Source organism: Thermococcus sp. (genome assembly GCF_027063845.1).
Lineage (GTDB): Archaea > Methanobacteriota_B > Thermococci > Thermococcales > Thermococcaceae > Thermococcus.
In genome coordinates, this window is the sequence record NZ_JAMOQU010000128.1 from 1 (window position 1) to 14,494 (window position 14,494).

General features: G+C 55.8%; 18 protein-coding genes. 11 read left to right on the forward strand and 7 right to left on the reverse strand.

The window, feature by feature from the left end; translation table 11 throughout:
• Positions 1-4: 4 nt before the first annotated feature.
• A complete protein-coding gene (locus MVO87_RS10670) occupies positions 5-346 on the reverse strand; it encodes a DUF7132 family protein (RefSeq protein WP_297514079.1) in 342 nt (113 codons plus the stop codon).
• Between the two features lie 78 nt (positions 347-424).
• Positions 425-829, reverse strand: coding sequence for a glycine cleavage system protein GcvH (gcvH, locus tag MVO87_RS10675; RefSeq protein ID WP_297514076.1), 405 nt, complete (start codon positions 827-829; stop codon positions 425-427).
• 111 nt (positions 830-940) lie between these two features.
• Here gcvH and MVO87_RS10680 point away from each other — a divergent pair, with 111 nt between their 5' ends.
• Positions 941-2,068 (forward strand): cation:proton antiporter, encoded by a 1,128-nt coding sequence (locus MVO87_RS10680; RefSeq protein ID WP_297514062.1) that lies wholly within the window; start codon positions 941-943, stop codon positions 2,066-2,068.
• 73 nt (positions 2,069-2,141) lie between these two features.
• Complete coding sequence (locus MVO87_RS10685; RefSeq protein WP_297514059.1) at positions 2,142-2,615, forward strand: pyruvoyl-dependent arginine decarboxylase; 474 nt, start codon at positions 2,142-2,144, stop codon at positions 2,613-2,615.
• Here MVO87_RS10685 and MVO87_RS10690 read toward each other — a convergent pair.
• On the reverse strand, positions 2,609-3,085 hold the full coding sequence (locus MVO87_RS10690; protein WP_297514056.1) for a hypothetical protein: 477 nt from the start codon (positions 3,083-3,085) through the stop codon (positions 2,609-2,611). The genes MVO87_RS10685 and MVO87_RS10690 overlap by 7 nt on opposite strands.
• Before the next feature lie 93 nt (positions 3,086-3,178).
• Here MVO87_RS10690 and speE point away from each other — a divergent pair, with 93 nt between their 5' ends.
• From speE to MVO87_RS10715, 5 genes are read left to right on the forward strand one after another with little or no spacing between them, the layout of a single operon-like run.
• Positions 3,179-4,024, forward strand: coding sequence for a polyamine aminopropyltransferase (speE, locus tag MVO87_RS10695; RefSeq protein WP_297514073.1), 846 nt, complete (start codon positions 3,179-3,181; stop codon positions 4,022-4,024).
• 5 nt (positions 4,025-4,029) lie between these two features.
• On the forward strand, positions 4,030-4,911 hold the full coding sequence (locus MVO87_RS10700; RefSeq protein ID WP_297514054.1) for a lysylphosphatidylglycerol synthase domain-containing protein: 882 nt from the start codon (positions 4,030-4,032) through the stop codon (positions 4,909-4,911).
• A gap of 45 nt (positions 4,912-4,956) precedes the next feature.
• Positions 4,957-5,637, forward strand: coding sequence for a hypothetical protein (locus MVO87_RS10705; protein ID WP_297553120.1), 681 nt, complete (start codon positions 4,957-4,959; stop codon positions 5,635-5,637).
• Positions 5,627-6,439, forward strand: coding sequence for a hypothetical protein (locus MVO87_RS10710; RefSeq protein ID WP_297514048.1), 813 nt, complete (start codon positions 5,627-5,629; stop codon positions 6,437-6,439). The genes MVO87_RS10705 and MVO87_RS10710 overlap by 11 nt, the downstream gene beginning before the upstream one ends.
• Before the next feature lie 46 nt (positions 6,440-6,485).
• Positions 6,486-6,629, forward strand: a complete 144-nt coding sequence (locus tag MVO87_RS10715) for a C2H2-type zinc finger protein (RefSeq protein WP_050001914.1) — start codon at positions 6,486-6,488, stop codon at positions 6,627-6,629.
• Between the two features lie 77 nt (positions 6,630-6,706).
• Here MVO87_RS10715 and MVO87_RS10720 read toward each other — a convergent pair whose 3' ends face one another.
• Both MVO87_RS10720 and MVO87_RS10725 read right to left on the reverse strand, forming a co-directional pair.
• A complete protein-coding gene (locus MVO87_RS10720) occupies positions 6,707-7,720 on the reverse strand; it encodes a cell wall-binding repeat-containing protein (protein ID WP_297514045.1) in 1,014 nt (337 codons plus the stop codon).
• Between the two features lie 45 nt (positions 7,721-7,765).
• Positions 7,766-8,440, reverse strand: coding sequence for a metal-dependent hydrolase (locus tag MVO87_RS10725; protein ID WP_297553125.1), 675 nt, complete (start codon positions 8,438-8,440; stop codon positions 7,766-7,768).
• 165 nt (positions 8,441-8,605) lie between these two features.
• On the opposite strand from MVO87_RS10725, the gene MVO87_RS10730 reads away from it, so the two are divergent.
• Genes MVO87_RS10730 through MVO87_RS10745 form a run of 4 tightly spaced genes read left to right on the forward strand, consistent with a single transcriptional unit; the run spans position 8,606 to position 12,713 of the window.
• On the forward strand, positions 8,606-9,982 hold the full coding sequence (locus MVO87_RS10730; RefSeq protein ID WP_297515357.1) for an acetate--CoA ligase family protein: 1,377 nt from the start codon (positions 8,606-8,608) through the stop codon (positions 9,980-9,982).
• Positions 9,975-10,160 (forward strand): hypothetical protein, encoded by a 186-nt coding sequence (locus MVO87_RS10735; protein WP_297515355.1) that lies wholly within the window; start codon positions 9,975-9,977, stop codon positions 10,158-10,160. The genes MVO87_RS10730 and MVO87_RS10735 overlap by 8 nt, the downstream gene beginning before the upstream one ends.
• Entirely contained in the window at positions 10,160-12,103 is a 1,944-nt protein-coding gene (iorA, locus tag MVO87_RS10740; RefSeq protein WP_297553122.1) for an indolepyruvate ferredoxin oxidoreductase subunit alpha, read from the forward strand. The genes MVO87_RS10735 and iorA overlap by 1 nt, the downstream gene beginning before the upstream one ends.
• Before the next feature lies 1 nt (position 12,104).
• The gene (locus MVO87_RS10745) at positions 12,105-12,713 is read left to right on the forward strand and encodes an indolepyruvate oxidoreductase subunit beta (protein ID WP_297553123.1); all 609 of its coding nucleotides are present in this window, start codon (positions 12,105-12,107) and stop codon (positions 12,711-12,713) included.
• 119 nt (positions 12,714-12,832) lie between these two features.
• Here MVO87_RS10745 and MVO87_RS10750 read toward each other — a convergent pair whose 3' ends face one another.
• A complete protein-coding gene (locus MVO87_RS10750) occupies positions 12,833-13,834 on the reverse strand; it encodes a histone deacetylase family protein (protein WP_297515347.1) in 1,002 nt (333 codons plus the stop codon).
• Positions 13,835-13,840: 6 nt separating this feature from the next.
• Positions 13,841-14,413, reverse strand: coding sequence for a TATA-box-binding protein (locus MVO87_RS10755; RefSeq protein ID WP_042691874.1), 573 nt, complete (start codon positions 14,411-14,413; stop codon positions 13,841-13,843).
• Between the last annotated feature and the right edge of the window lie 81 nt (positions 14,414-14,494).

The window sequence follows — 14,494 nt, forward strand, 5'->3', positions numbered from 1 at the left end:
GAGCTCACTCCTCTTCAAGCTCCTCAATTTCCTCAAGGATTTCCTCGAACTTCTTGAAGTCCTCGGTTTGGGCGAGAAGCGTTATGAAGTCATCTATCTCCTGCTTTTCTAAAAACGCCCCGGCGAGGAGCTTTCCGGTGTAGCGGTTGTTCTTAATCTCCCAGAACATGTAGAACTCGGGAAAGTGCTCTTTTATCTTCCTGTAGGCGACGCCGTACTTGGAGTCCTTGAGCGGGTTCTGTTCGAGGTAGAAGTGCCCGGGTTCGAGCTCAATCATATGGAGAATCGCTCCCCTCTTTGTCTTGACAAGCTTCACCTTAACGTCCCATTCCTTCAGAACCTTCATGGAAACCACCAAAGTTTGTGGGCTCTTTAGATACTTAAGGATTCCGAAATAGGCAGAGAAGAAAAGTTTGAAAATCGTTCAGAGGCTCTCTAGGTACTTCGCGTAGGCTTCAGCGTCCATGAGCTCCTTGAGCTCCTCATCGAGGTTGCTCGGCTTGAGCTTGGCAATCCAGTTCTCGTAGGGGTCCTCGTTGAGGAGCTCGGGGCTGTCTTCAAGGGCCTCGTTGACCTCAATGACCTCTCCGCTGACCGGGGCGTAGACCTCGCTGACAGCTTTGACGCTCTCTATCTCACAGAGGACGTCGCCCTTGTTGACCTTGGTTCCGACCTCGGGAAGCTCGACGTAGGCCAAATCGCCCAGCTCCTTCTGGGCGTAGTCGCTTATGCCGACGAGAACGGTTCCGTCGTCAAGAACCTTGGCCCACTCGTGGTCTTTCGTGTAGTAGAGGCCTTCCTTAACTTTGTATTCGCCGACTTCAATCATGAACATCACCGCTCAGGGTAACAGGTTTGAGCATTTAAACCTTTCTCGAAATGGAAACGCTTATATCCCCGCAGGAGCAGAATTTAGGGGACTCTAACGCGGGGTGGGGAGATGCAGATTATAGGCCACGTTCTCATTATCATAGCATTGGGCCGGTTCCTCGCGGAGCTCTTCGAGAGGCTCGGCTACCCCGGAATAGTCGGTGAGATAACAGCCGGTTTGATACTCGGCTACGTCCTGACTGGAGTCCCCGCGGACGAGATGAACCTCCTCGCGGAGTTCGGAATATTCTTCCTCATGATTTCGGCGGGCCTTGAGATAACGCCCGAAGAGCTCCGCATCGGTGGAAAGAAGGCTTTGCCCGTGTACATAGCGACGCTGGGTGTGATGCTACTCGTGACGCTCCCATTCACGGGATACAGAATAGGCACGGGCAACATCCTCGCCGCGGCGATATTTGCAGTGGCCAGCGCCCCAATCGTCGTCAAGCTGAAGCGATTCTTCGGCGAGGACTACCTCCACGTGGCCCTTTCCTACGCGATAATCAGTGAAGTCGCGATACTTATACTCGTGTACGTCCTCGCGAACTTCAAGGGCGCGGGGAGCACACCAAACCTCATAACCACGATAGCCAAGCAGGCCCTGTTCATAGGTGGAGTGCTCTACATAAACTACAAGATTGGAATCCAGCACAAGGTCTGGTTAATAACCCAGCTCAGGAAGCTTAAGAGCGACGAGGCAGTTTTCGGACTCTTTATGGTCTTCGCGGCGACGCTCGGTTTCATCAGCGAGGAAGTCGGAATGCACTTCACCATAGGTGGTTTCCTGGCCGGACTGCTACTCCACAGCGATTTGGTGGGAACGAAACAGTACGAAAGGCTGGAAACAATCCTGAGCGGTGTGACGAGCGGAATCTTCGCGCCGATATTCTTCGCCTGGCGTGGGATGAACTTCAGGGCCGAAATAACCCTCATGGTGCTCTACGGGTTCCTCGTGGTGTACTCAGTCCGCTTCCTGCTGACGGTAATCATTGAATGGGATGGAACGCCTCTCAGCTCGCTGGCCAAGGCAACGGGACTTGTGAGCTTTGGAATCCTCGGCCTTCTCGTGGCAGACCTCGGCAACAGCTACGGCGTCCTAACGGGAGAGCTGTACTCGATAACCGCGTTCACTTCGGTCGCGGGAATATTCCTCTCGGCAACGATTGGAAGGGCTCTAACGGCCATACAAGAGTCCTAAAAATTTTTGGGCAAGATTTATAAGCACCACGCAAAGCGGTGGAGTGATTGAGGGGCTTTTAAAGGTGGTGATGATGAGCTGGACGACACCTAAGAGGGCTTTCATAGGAGCGGCCGCCGCAGAGGGCGGAACTAAGTTAAACGCCTTCGACAACGCACTCCTCAAACTCGGCATAGGAAACGTCAACCTCGTCAAGCTCAGCAGCGTTATCCCGGCACACATCGAGTGGATGGACAAAGTCCACGACGTCCCGATTGGAATGCTCCTGCCGACCGTTTACGCGCACATCGAGAGCGACGAGCCGGGAATGACCATCAGCGCGGCCCTTGGAGTTGGGATAAGCAAGAACAACGAAGGCGGCTTAATCTACGAGTACGCAGGTTATTGCACGATGGAAGAGGCAGAGAGGGTCGTCAGGAAAATGGTGGAAGAGGGCTTCGCCAACAGGGGCTGGGAGCTGGCAGAGTTCAAGGTTGCGAGCGCCGAGATAACAGTCAAAGACAAGCCCGCCGCGGCAATAGCGGTCGTCGTCATGTTCCCCTACTGAACCTTTTTCTTTTCAACCAAGGTGAACTCGTTGTCACCTGTTCTCTGAAAGACCATCTCGTAGCGGGCCCTGCCCTTCGTTGCCCACACTTCAACCACCGAATCGCCGGTCATCCAGAGAACTTCAAAGCCAAGCTTTCTAAGGGTCTCACTCAGAGGCCCTTCAAGTGTTATGCCGGGAAGAAGAAGCCTTGGAACGCCCTTGCCCTGGAGAAAACGCCATAGGGACACGAAGAGGGCCCTTGGACTGCCTTCGTCAGCGGGAAAGACGAAGAAGAGAACACCCTCGTCGAGGAAGCGCTCAAGGCGGTAGTCATCAAAGAAGGCAACGTCAAGCTCAACTGTAAGTCCAGGACTCGCGCTAATTTCACCGACTAGATGGGGAATCCCCTCACCGGACTCTCCAGAGATTTCGGCCCACAAATCCGCTATTTCCTGGGCGAGTTTTCTTCTGAGCTCTGCCTCGGCCATCGCTACTAACTCTCGGAAGGGCCTTAATAACTTTGCCCTGTGAAAACCCATAGGTTTAAAACCCAAAGGGCGAGCTAAGCTCAGGTGAGGTTCATGCCCTACAGCGAGGAGGAGAGGGCCTTTATCGAGTGGTATCCCAGGGGCTACGGCGTCGGTTTCAAGGTTAAGGAGAGGCTCTTCGAGACGCAGACGAAATACCAGCGGCTGGAGCTTTACGAAACCGAGGGGTTCGGCAAACTGCTCGTCCTCGATGGGACAGTCCAGCTCGTCGAGGTAGGCGAGGAGAGCTACCACGAAGTTCTCGTTCACCCGGTCATGCTCGCGCACCCGAACCCAAAGAGGGTGCTCATCATAGGCGGCGGCGACGGCGGGACGCTGAGGGAAGTGCTCAGGTACGAGAGCGTTGAGAAGGCCACAATGGTCGAGATTGATGAGATGGTCGTCGAGGTTTCGAGAATCTACCTCGGCATAGACAGGGGCGCCTTCGACGACCCGAGGGCCGAGCTGATAATCGGTGACGGCGTCAAGTACCTGAAGGAAACTGAAGAGCGCTTCGACGTCATAATCGTGGACTCAACCGACCCAGTTGGTCCGGCAAAGCTCCTGTTCAGCGAAGATTTCTACCGCTCGGCCTACGAGAAGCTCAACGAGAGGGGTCTCTACATCACCCAGGCGGGGAGCGTCTACCTCTTCACCAACGAACTCCTCGACGCCTACAAAGCCATGAAGAAGGTCTTCGACAGGGTCTACTACTTCAGCTTCCCCGTGATAGGCTACGCCTCACCCTGGAGCTTCCTCGTGGGTGTTAAGGGCGACTTGGACTTCAGGGAGGTTGACGTGAGCAGGGCCCCGGAGAAGCTCTACTACTACGACCCAGAGAGGCACGAGACGCTCTTCCAGATGCCGAAATACGTCAGGGAACTCCTCGAGAAGGAGTGAAGGGCATGAACTGGAGAAAACCGGCAACGTTACTCCTAACCGTTGCCATAACCGCCTATCTGCTCCACAAGGTCTACTCAGAGGCATCGAGGGTAAACCTGAGCGCTTCCTCGCTGTTATCTCCCTATTTCCTGACAGCAGTTCTGACGGGTTTCGTGGCGTACCTCCTCTACACCGCCCTCTGGTACATCTATGTGCACCACGCCTCAGGAGTTTCGTTCAGAAGAACCCTGCTCGCAACGCTCTCGGGAACGTACTTGGGGTTCTCCCTCAACAGCGCCGTTGGAGTTCTCGTTAAAGTCAGACTCCTCGGAACGGACTACTGGTACACGATGGGTGTCAGCCTTCTCGCGATAGCAACCGAGTTCCTCGCGGGCCTGCTGTTAATCGCGTTCATCGGGAAAAATTTGATAGCATTAATCCTAGCCGGAGCCCTTCTCGTGGCAGTTATTTTTGACAGGGTGGCCTACTACTTATTATACCCATTTTTCTGGGCAATTAGAAAACTCCAAACACTCGAAAAGATGTATTCTGGCTGGCACAGGGCCAGAGGAGAGCTCAAAACTGTTCTTCTGGCGATAGCCGTTGGAATACTCCTGACAATCGCAAACTCAACGGCGCTGTACCTGACGGCGAGAACTTTTGGAGTGGGAGAAAACTACCTCAAGTTCCTTGAAGCGGTGCTGTATTCAAACTTTCTCGGTGGGCTTCTTGGAACTCCTGGTGGAATCGGGGCGAACGAGCTTGGGGTAACGCTCGCCATCGGCGACACTCCGACTGCAATCGTTGTGGCGTTTCTCTACAAGTTCATAACCCAGTACGCCTACGCAATCGTTGGGGCAGTCGCATTTTACCACCTCGTGGCGGGCGAGGTTAAAGCTAATTAAGCACCTCCCCCAATGGTTAATAATCACAGGCATCTGGTGAACAACATGGAAAAGGAAGGGGTTCTTGAGGAGATTGACAGGCGGATAAAGCGCCTTCAGGCAGAGATAGAGATAGCCGAGACAGGGTTAAGGAGAATTGAGGAGCTCGGGGCCAGGGCGAAGGGACCGGAGGTGAAGGACTACTCCCACTACTACCTCGCGGGAATGCTCCTCTGGTTCGCAATAGGCCTCGTCCTCCTCGTGGTTATCTCAAGGAGGGCCCCCTCAGGTGTTAAGATACCCACAGGACTCTACGCGCTGATGATTGTCGCCTTCAGCGTGCCCCTGGCCTACTACCTCCTGACGAGGGAGCGGAAGGAGGAGCCCGGGAGAGACCTGCTTGAGAGGGAGAGGATGGCAAGGCTCGTTCTCAAGGCCTTTTACGAGCCCCTGAGAAGGGCCGTGGAGAGGGATGACAGGAAGGCCCTCGAAACCCTCGCGGATGAGCTCCTTAGGAACCCCCCACTCGCGAGCGCAATCGAGAGGCTCGGTGAGGGAGACCCGAAGCTCATCGCCTACGCCCTGCTCCTCTACGCGAACTTCAGGGACGACCTTGAAGACGAGGTTGCAGAAACCGCGGAACGGGTTCACAACAAGCCCGTAAAGGCCCTCCTCCAGTCCCTGCTCGAGCCGAAAGGTTATAACGGTGAAGAACGCTCGATAGAGGGGGAAGACCATGAGGTTTGAGGTTCTCACCAAGGACGATATGAACGCACTCTCGCGCGAGCTAAGCAGGGCGGGAATAATGAACAGGACGAGGGAAGAAACCAGGGCCGAGATTGAGCACTACGTTGTAATCCGGGGCACCTACGCCGAGCTCGTTGAGGTCGCCTCCGAGGTCCCAGCCGTAGGTGAGGAGCTTGAGGCGGTCAAGCTGGCCTACGACGAACTCCTCGAAAACTGGGAGTCCGGTGAGGTTAAGGAGCTCGGAACACTCTTTGAAGAGCCAGACTTGCCAAAGCTCTCGGTTGTGAGCGCGCTTATTGAATCCGGGGCGATAGAGGAAACCGAGGGGGGCTTCCTGCTGAAGGAAAGAGTTCCCCTTGACGCGCTGAGCCTTGAGCTACGCTTCCCGATTGAGGAAATCGGCGACGAGCTTGAGGAACTTGAGGAACGGTTAAAGGCGACGCTCGTAACCGAATACACCCTTGAGAAGCGCTACTACGTTGAAGTCCTCGAGGTCGAGAGGGAGCTAATAGAGGCGGCCCTTGAGGTGGCTGAAGATTATGCGACCGAGGAGAGCTACGTCGAGGCGATGTTCGACGGAATAGCCCGCTCCATTTTAGCGGAGAGAATCCTCGAACTGGCCGAGAAGTACCGGAGGAAGAACGAGCTCATCGAGGCGATTATGGAGCTCGAACCGATAACCGTCGAGGGCAGGAACGAGAGGATAAACATCTACTACGACGAGGACGCGATAGAGGACTTCCTGAAGGTTCTTCAAACGCTCGGCTACCTCAAGGTCAAGGGCAACAGGATATGGGTTTAGCAAAGTTTAAAAGCCCGAACCAAAACTCCGCTCGGGGGTGGAGGAGATGGCAGTGTTGAAGGCCATCAAGATTAAGGACCGGGACGGGGAGATACTCTTCCGCTGTCCGAGGTGCGGAATGGTCTTCAAGGATGCAAAGGCCTTCACGAGGCACGTGAACAGGGCTCACGGCCATCTCTTCCGCAAGTGATTTCTCTTCCCTTTTCTTGCGGGATGAAGAAACAGCCAGGACCCTGAAAAGTGATGAGCGGAGGGCTTAGCCGACCGCTACTCGCGCATTATGATTTCCTTCGTGAGGCGGACTATGAAGGTTTTCCCGACCTTCTCCCTTTCAACGAGCTGTTTCTTCTCGAGCTCCTGAATGATTCTGCTTATCGTCGGCCTTGAGTAACCTGTGAGCTCTGGCAACTCCTCCTGCTTTACCGTTCCGCCCCTGTCGAGGATTGCCTTGACGACTATGCGCTCCTTCTCTGTCAAAACCTCGATTGGAACCTTGTTGGCGGACCACTTCTTCTTGGCGTAGTAGAGCGAAGCCGGAATCGCAACCGCGAGGGTGAGGATTACCGCACCGATGACGAGGGTCCAGTCGGTCCTAGCCAGAGGTGTTGGGGACGAAACCGTTATCGTTATGCTTTCCTTCACCCAGTACGTCTGGTACCCGAGTTCCTGAAGCTGGGCCTGAATGTCCTTGGACATACCCGCCCCGATGAGGACCACGAGGTTCGGGTGGAGCCTCTTGAGGGCGCTGATAACGGACTGGGAAAGATTGTTTGGATTCGTCAGGAGGAGCGGGTTCTCGTAGGTCATCGCCCACCTAGCGGCGGCCAGGGCAGAGCCGTAGTCACTTGCACTAGCGAGGATTACAGTCTTGGCGCCGTCTGGATAGAACTCCTCGGCGAGCTTGACCGAAGTGTCAACCCTCGTGGCGCCTCCTATCCTGGTGACCTGAAACCCGAGGCTGATGAGCTGTTCCTGCACCTTCTGGCTGATTGCCTTGTAGTCACCTATCACGAGCACCTTGTACCAGCCGAACTGCTCGTAGCTCTGGAGCTGGGCAAGGGTGGTTGTGTCGAGCTCATCTGGATTAACTGGGAGAATTGGTATCCCAAGAAGCCGTGAATAGGGGAGAGCGACTATATAATCAATCAGGTTGTCGTTTCTCACAATTATCAGGTCGTAAGGGGGGCTTTCCCCCGGAACCTGGGCCCCAACGGGATGAACGAGCGGAGGGATGAACATCAAAACCAGTGCAAAGATTAGAAACCCTGCACTTCTGCCCATTTCACCACCTGAAAAGGAGATAAAGGGAGGCTCTTAAAAGGTTTTTCAAAGCTCAAGCTCCTCGCCGGGTTTGAGTATAATGACTTCGGCCCTGTCCCCAACGAGCTTCTTAAACTCCTCGGGGTCGGCCGAAATCGGGGGCCAGGTGTTGTAGTGCATCGGGACGACCTTCTTCGGCTTGAGTAGCTCGACGGCCTTTGCCGCTTCCCTCGGACCCATCGTGAAGTGCCCGCCTATCGGGAGCAAAGCTAAGTCAATCGGGCCGTAGAGCTCGGCAAAGAGGCCCATGTCGAGGAACACAAAGGTGTCGCCAGCGTGGTAAATCGTCTTTCCGTCGAGCTTGACGATGTAGCCGCACGGGTTGCCGATGCCGTACTTGCCGTCGCTGCTGGAGTGCCAGGCAGGAACCTGGACGATTCCGACGCCGTCTATTTCAGTCGGCCCGTAGTTCATGCCGATGACCTCGACCCCCTCAGCCTGCTCGCTGATGTAGTTGGCTATGTCGTACATCGCCACTATCTTCGCGCCGGTCCTCTTGGCTATCTCGACCGCGTCGCCGATGTGGTCGCCGTGGGCGTGGGTAACGAGTATCAGGTCCGCTTCAACCTCCTCAGGCTTCACAGCCGCCTGCGGGTTGCCGGTGAGGAACGGGTCTATCAGTATTTTCTTGCTTCCCTCAATCAGAAAAGCTGCGTGGCCCAGGAACTTCACCTTCACCATCGCCATCACCTCCGAGAATAAAATAACCAGAGCTTACTTAAAGCTTTCGATGACTGAAAAAGCCCACTGATGGACGTAAAAGTCTCAACGATGTCCTAAAATTCCCCAATGCCCCTTTTGGGAAAGCTTATATACGATTCGGCGGAGATTTTAACGGTGAGGCTCATGAACCTGGACTACTTCTTCAAACCGAGGGGCATAGCCGTCATCGGTGCATCAAACGACCCGATGAAGCTCGGCTACGAGGTTTTTAAGAACCTCAAGAAGTACAGGGACGGAAGGGTTTACCCCGTCAACGTCAAGGACGAGGTCGTTCAGGGAGTTAAGGCCTACAAGAACATCAAGGACATCCCCGACGAGGTTGACCTCGCGATAATCGTCGTCCCCAAGCGCTTCGTGAAGCAGGCGATAATAGACTGCGGTGAGAAGGGGGTTAAGGGAGCGGTCATCATAACGGCCGGCTTTGGAGAGACTGGGGAGGAAGGCAAGAAGGAGGAGCGCGAGCTCGTCGAGATTGCCCACAAGTATGGAATGCGCCTGATAGGCCCGAACTGCGTCGGCGTCATGAACACCCACAACGACATGAACGCGACATTCATAATGGACGCCAAGAAGGGGAGCATAGCCTTCGTGAGCCAGAGCGGGGCCCTGGGGGCGGGAATCGTTTACAAGACAGTCAAGGAGGGAATAGGCTTCTCCAAGTTCGTGAGCGTCGGCAACATGGCAGACCTCGACTTCGCGGAGCTCATGGAGTACCTGGCGGACACCGAGGAGGACAGGGCCATAGCCCTCTACATCGAAGGAATCAAGGACGGAAGGAAGTTCATCGAGGTCGCCAAGAAGGTCACCAAGAAGAAGCCCGTCATAGCCCTCAAGGCCGGAAAGAGCGAGAGCGGAGCCAGGGCGGCATCAAGCCACACGGGCTCCTTAGCCGGAAGCTGGAAGATTTATGAAGCTGCCTTTAAGCAGAGCGGAGTTCTGATTGCGGAAACTATAGACGACATGCTCAGCATGGCGAGGGCCTTCACCCAGCCCTTGCCCAAAGGAAAGCGCGTCGCGATAATGACCAACGCAGGTGGTCCAGGTGTTCTGACGGCCGACCAACTCGACAAGAGGGGACTTAAGCTGGCCGACCTCGAGGAGAAAACCATTGAGGAGCTCCGTTCATTCCTCCCGCCGATGGCCGCCGTAAAGAACCCCGTTGACATGATTGCAAGCGCTCGCGGTGAGGACTACTACAGGACCGCGAAGCTACTCCTTCAGGACCCGAACGTCGACATGCTCATAGCGATATGCGTCGTCCCGACCTTCGCGGGAATGACTCCAACGGAGCACGCTGAGGGCGTCATCAAGGCCGTCAAGGAGGTCAACAACGGAAAGCCCGTCCTCGGCCTCTTCATGGCCGGCTACGTCAGTGAAAAGGCGAAGGAGCTCCTCGAAGAGAACGGAATCCCGAGCTACGAGAGGCCCGAGGATGTAGCTGCTGGTGCCTACGCGCTCGTTCAGCAGGCGAAGAACGCGGGGGTTTTGGAGGATGAGTGAGATGGGGATAACCCCCAAGCGGAAAGCTCAGTTCACCTTTACTTCTTCTATCACCGTTAGGGAAGTCCATAGGCGCATGAAGAGGATACTGGACACGGTTGAGAATGACCCCCACGACATTTTGAGGGAGATAAGGGAGTTTCGATTTATTACGACCGACAATGGAGGTGTTGTTTGATGGCGAAGGTGACGGACATAGTGCTGTGGGATAAGCCCGGGGAGAGGGTTCTTCTCCTCGGAAACCACGCCATAGCTCGCGGAGCTTTGGAGGCGAACATAGCGGTTTTCGCGGCTTATCCCGGAACTCCGAGTTCAGAACTGACCGATACGATGGCGGCCGTTGCGAAGAAGGCAGGAGTTTACATGGAGTACTCCACCAACGAGAAGGTAGCTTTTGAGACCGCGCTTTCAGCTGCCTGGAGCGGTCTCAGGGCCATGACGGCCATGAAGCACGTCGGACTGAACGTTGCCGCTGACACATTCCTCAGCGCAGTTGGTATGGGCGTCGAGGGCGGTTTCGTCATAATGGTCGCGGACGACCCGAGCATGTGGAGCAGTCAGAACGAGCAGGACACGAGGGTTTACGCAAAGTTCGCCAACGTGCCCGTTCTCGAGCCGAGCTCACCGCACGAGGCCAAGGAGATGACGAAGTACGCCTTCGAGCTCAGCGAGAAGTTCAAGCACTTCGTCATTCTCAGAACAACTACGAGGAGCTCCCACGCGAGGGGAGACGTCGTTCTCGGTGAGCTTCCCGAGGAGATAAAGCAGGGCAGGAGGAAGTTCGGGGACTTCAAGAAGGACCCGAGCAGGTTCGTTGACATCCCAGCCAACGCGAGGCGCTTCCACCCGCAGGTTCTCGAGAAGATTGAGAAGATTCGCGAGGAGCTCAACAACTGCCCCTTCAACTGGATTGAGGGCGACGAGAACGCGAAGGTCGGTATAATCGCTCCAGGCTTAGCGTACGCATACGTCAAGGAGGCCTTGGCCTGGCTCGGCGTTGAGAACGTCAAGATACTCAAGCTCGGAACTCCCTTCCCCGTTCCCTACGGCCTGCTTGAGAAGTTCCTCGACGGGCTTGAGAAGGTTCTCATCGTCGAGGAGCTTGAGCCGGTAGTTGAGGAGCAGGTCAAGACCTGGGCCTACGATAAGGGACTTAGGATTCCGATTCACGGCAAGGATTTGGTTCCGCGCGTTTACGAGATGACCACAAGGAGGGCTGTAACGGCCATAGCGAAGTTCCTCGGCCTCGAGACTCCGATTAACTTCGAGGAAATCGACGAAAAGTACGAGAAGGTTCAGGCAATGGTTCCTCCGAGGCCTCCTTCGCTGTGTCCGGCCTGTCCGCACAGGAACACTTTCTACGCGATTAGAAGGGCCGCGACTCCGAGGGCAATCTTCCCGAGCGACATAGGCTGTTACACCCTTGGCGTATTGCCGCCGCTCAAGACCGTCGATACAACCGTCGCGATGGGTGCATCAATCGGCGTCGCGCACGGTCTGGACGTAGCCCTCAACGGAGTGCCCGGGGAAGAGGAGAGGAGAACTGGAAAGGAGAAGAAGATAATCGTCGCGACCATCGGAGATTCGACGTTCTTCCACACGGGACTTCCGGCTTTGGCCAACGCAATCTACAACCGCTCCAACGTCGTCATAGTAGTCCTCGATAACCTCGTCACCGCTATGACCGGCGACCAGCCCAACCCCGGAACCGGCGAGACCCCGCACGGGCCCGGTAAGCGGATTAAGATTGAAGAGGTCGCGAAGGCCCTCGGTGCCGATTACGTCAAGGTCGTTGACCCCTACGACATAAAAGCCACCGAGCGGGCCATCAAGGAGGCCCTGGCCGTTGAAGGCGTGGGCGTCGTCGTCGCGAGACAGCCGTGTGCGCTCTACAGGATAGGCCAGATGCGCAGGAAGGGTGAGAGGTGGCCGATTTATCACGTCATCGAGGAGAAGTGTACCGGCTGTAAGATTTGTATCAACGCCTACGGCTGTCCGGCAATCTACTGGGACGCCGAGAAGAAGAAGGCCAAGATAGACCCGACGATGTGCTGGGGCTGCGGCGGTTGCGCCCAGGTCTGTCCGTTCGACGCCTTCGAGCCTATGAAGGAGGGTGAGTGAGATGAAGGAGTACAACATCGTTATCACCGGAGTTGGCGGTCAGGGAATCCTTACCGCGGCGAACCTGCTCGGCTGGGCCGCTTTGAGGGCCGGCTACAAGGTGCGCGTTGGCGAGGTTCACGGCATGAGCCAGCGCTTTGGAAGCGTTATCGCCTACGTCAGGTTTGGAGAGGACGTCTACGGCGCGATGGTTCCCGAGGGCAAGGCCGACGTTATACTGAGCTTCGAGCCCGTTGAAGCCCTGAGATACATCAACTACCTCAAGAAGGGAGGTTTGGTCTTCACCAACGCGAGGCCGATTCCGCCGGTTCAGGTCTCGATGGGCCTCGCGAGCTATCCAAGCCTTGAGGAGATAAAAAAGGTCGTCGAGGAGGACTTCGAGGCCAAGTTCATGGCCTTCGACGCCGAGAAGCTCGCCATGGAGGCCGGAAACATCATAACAACCAACGTCGTCCTCATCGGAGCGCTGACGCAAACTCCGGGCTTCCCACTTTCAGCGGAGCACGTCAGGGAGGTCATAAAGGTCAGCGTGCCGAAGAAGGCCGTTGACGTCAACATGAAGGCCTTCGACCTTGGAGTTAAAGCCGCGAAGGAGATGCTGGGGCTTTGATGCCCTTCTCTTTTTATCACACTTTGAGAGCTTTCGCTATTTGTTGTTTCCCGGAATATTTAACTTCTTCCTGACGTAAACTAACTTACCCCCGGGTAAGCCACTTATCCCCCCGTAAGTCAAAACTCCCACCACTCCGACTGTATCTCCTTCACCCTCGCCACTGTTCTCAAAGCTTCGTACGATGGACTGACCGGAACCTCGCGGATTTCCCCGCCCAGGTAGCCCCTGATGAAGGCAGGCAAACCTTTGTCAAGTCCGACGGAGTAGCCACCCTCAAAAATCACCGCGAGCGGATAGCGCGAGAGCGTTGAACCAGCGTAGGCGAAGAAGAGTTCACTGAGGCGAAGCGTCGTCAGGTTCTCGCCGAGGAATCCGTCAAATCCAGCAGAGACAACCACGAGCTTCGGCCTGAGCTGGGCCAGAAGGGGGAGGACAACCTCATCCCAGGCATAGATAAAGTCGTCGTCACCCGAGTAGTGGGGCATCGGCAGGTTGATTTTTGTACCTTCGGCCCCTTTCCCGCCGACGTCGTGCTCGTAGCCACTCCAGGGGTAGATGTCGCGCTCGTGAAGGTCTATATGCACCGCGTTGGGGTCGTTCCAGAGTATCTCCTGCGTCCCGTTGCCGTGGTGAGCGTCGAAGTCTATGACCAGAACCTTTCCGGCGAGCTCCTCGGCCGATTTCGCCGCGTAGGCCGCGTTGTTGAAGATGCAGAAGCCGAGCGTTGAGGCGTTGAAAGCCCTTCCAGATTTTCCGGCGTGGTGGCCTGGCGGTCTCACGAGGGCGAGGTGAAGGCCTCCGAACTTCAGGGCCAGCTCGACGGCGAGCCTCGACGCCCCGAAGGCGAGGAGCGAGGCCTCCCACGTGCCGGGGGAAACGTAGGTGTCCGGGTCGAGGTATGAAAAGGCCCTACTCTTCTCGCGGACGAGCTCAACGTAGTCCCTTGAGTGAACCTTCAGGAGTTCCTCCTCCGGAACTGGAACTGGCTCGACGGGTTTCCACAGGTTCAACCGCTTTAAGGAGTTTACTGCCCGTAGCAACCGGTCAGGGTTCTCCGGATGATAGTTCTCGGGTCTGTGCTCGAGAAAAACGGAAGAGTATATAACGGAGAAGGCCAAGCCCCCTCACCACTCCTCCTCTTCCTCGATTAGACCGTACTTCTCAAGCTCACGGAGGAGCTTCCTAACGGCCTCCCAGGCGTCGTGCTCGCTCTTGGCGCCGGAGCAGACGATTTTGCCGGAGGAGAAGAGCAGTATCACCGCCCTCGGCTCCTTGACGCGGTAGATGACGCCGGGGAACTGCTCGGGCTCGTACTCACAGTTGGGCAAGCTAAGCGCTACAGCGTCGAGGTTGAACTCCATGCCGATGTCACCGCTGAAGACCATGTTCTGTATGTCAATCTGGGGCGCGCGGTGGAACTTGGCGCCGATTTTCTTGAGCATCTGGATGAGCTTGTTGACGGCCCTCTCGATGTCCTCGACGCTTTTAGCTCCAGTAACGACGAGCTTCCCGGAGCTGAATATAAGCAGGGCAACCTTCGGCTCATCGAAGCGACAGATGATTCCGGGGAACTCCTCCGGGTTGTACTTCGAGTTGGGGCATATTTCAATAACCTTCTCAAGGTTCAGCTCCGTAAAGAGGTCAACAGAAGCGACGATGTTCTCAATCCTGAGCTTTACATTGCTCATGTCCACCAAGGTTTACACCTCCGGATGGTGGGTTTAAAAACCCCTTTATAAATGAGGGCCGTCGCTTTTTAAAGCTTTATGCTCAAAAGG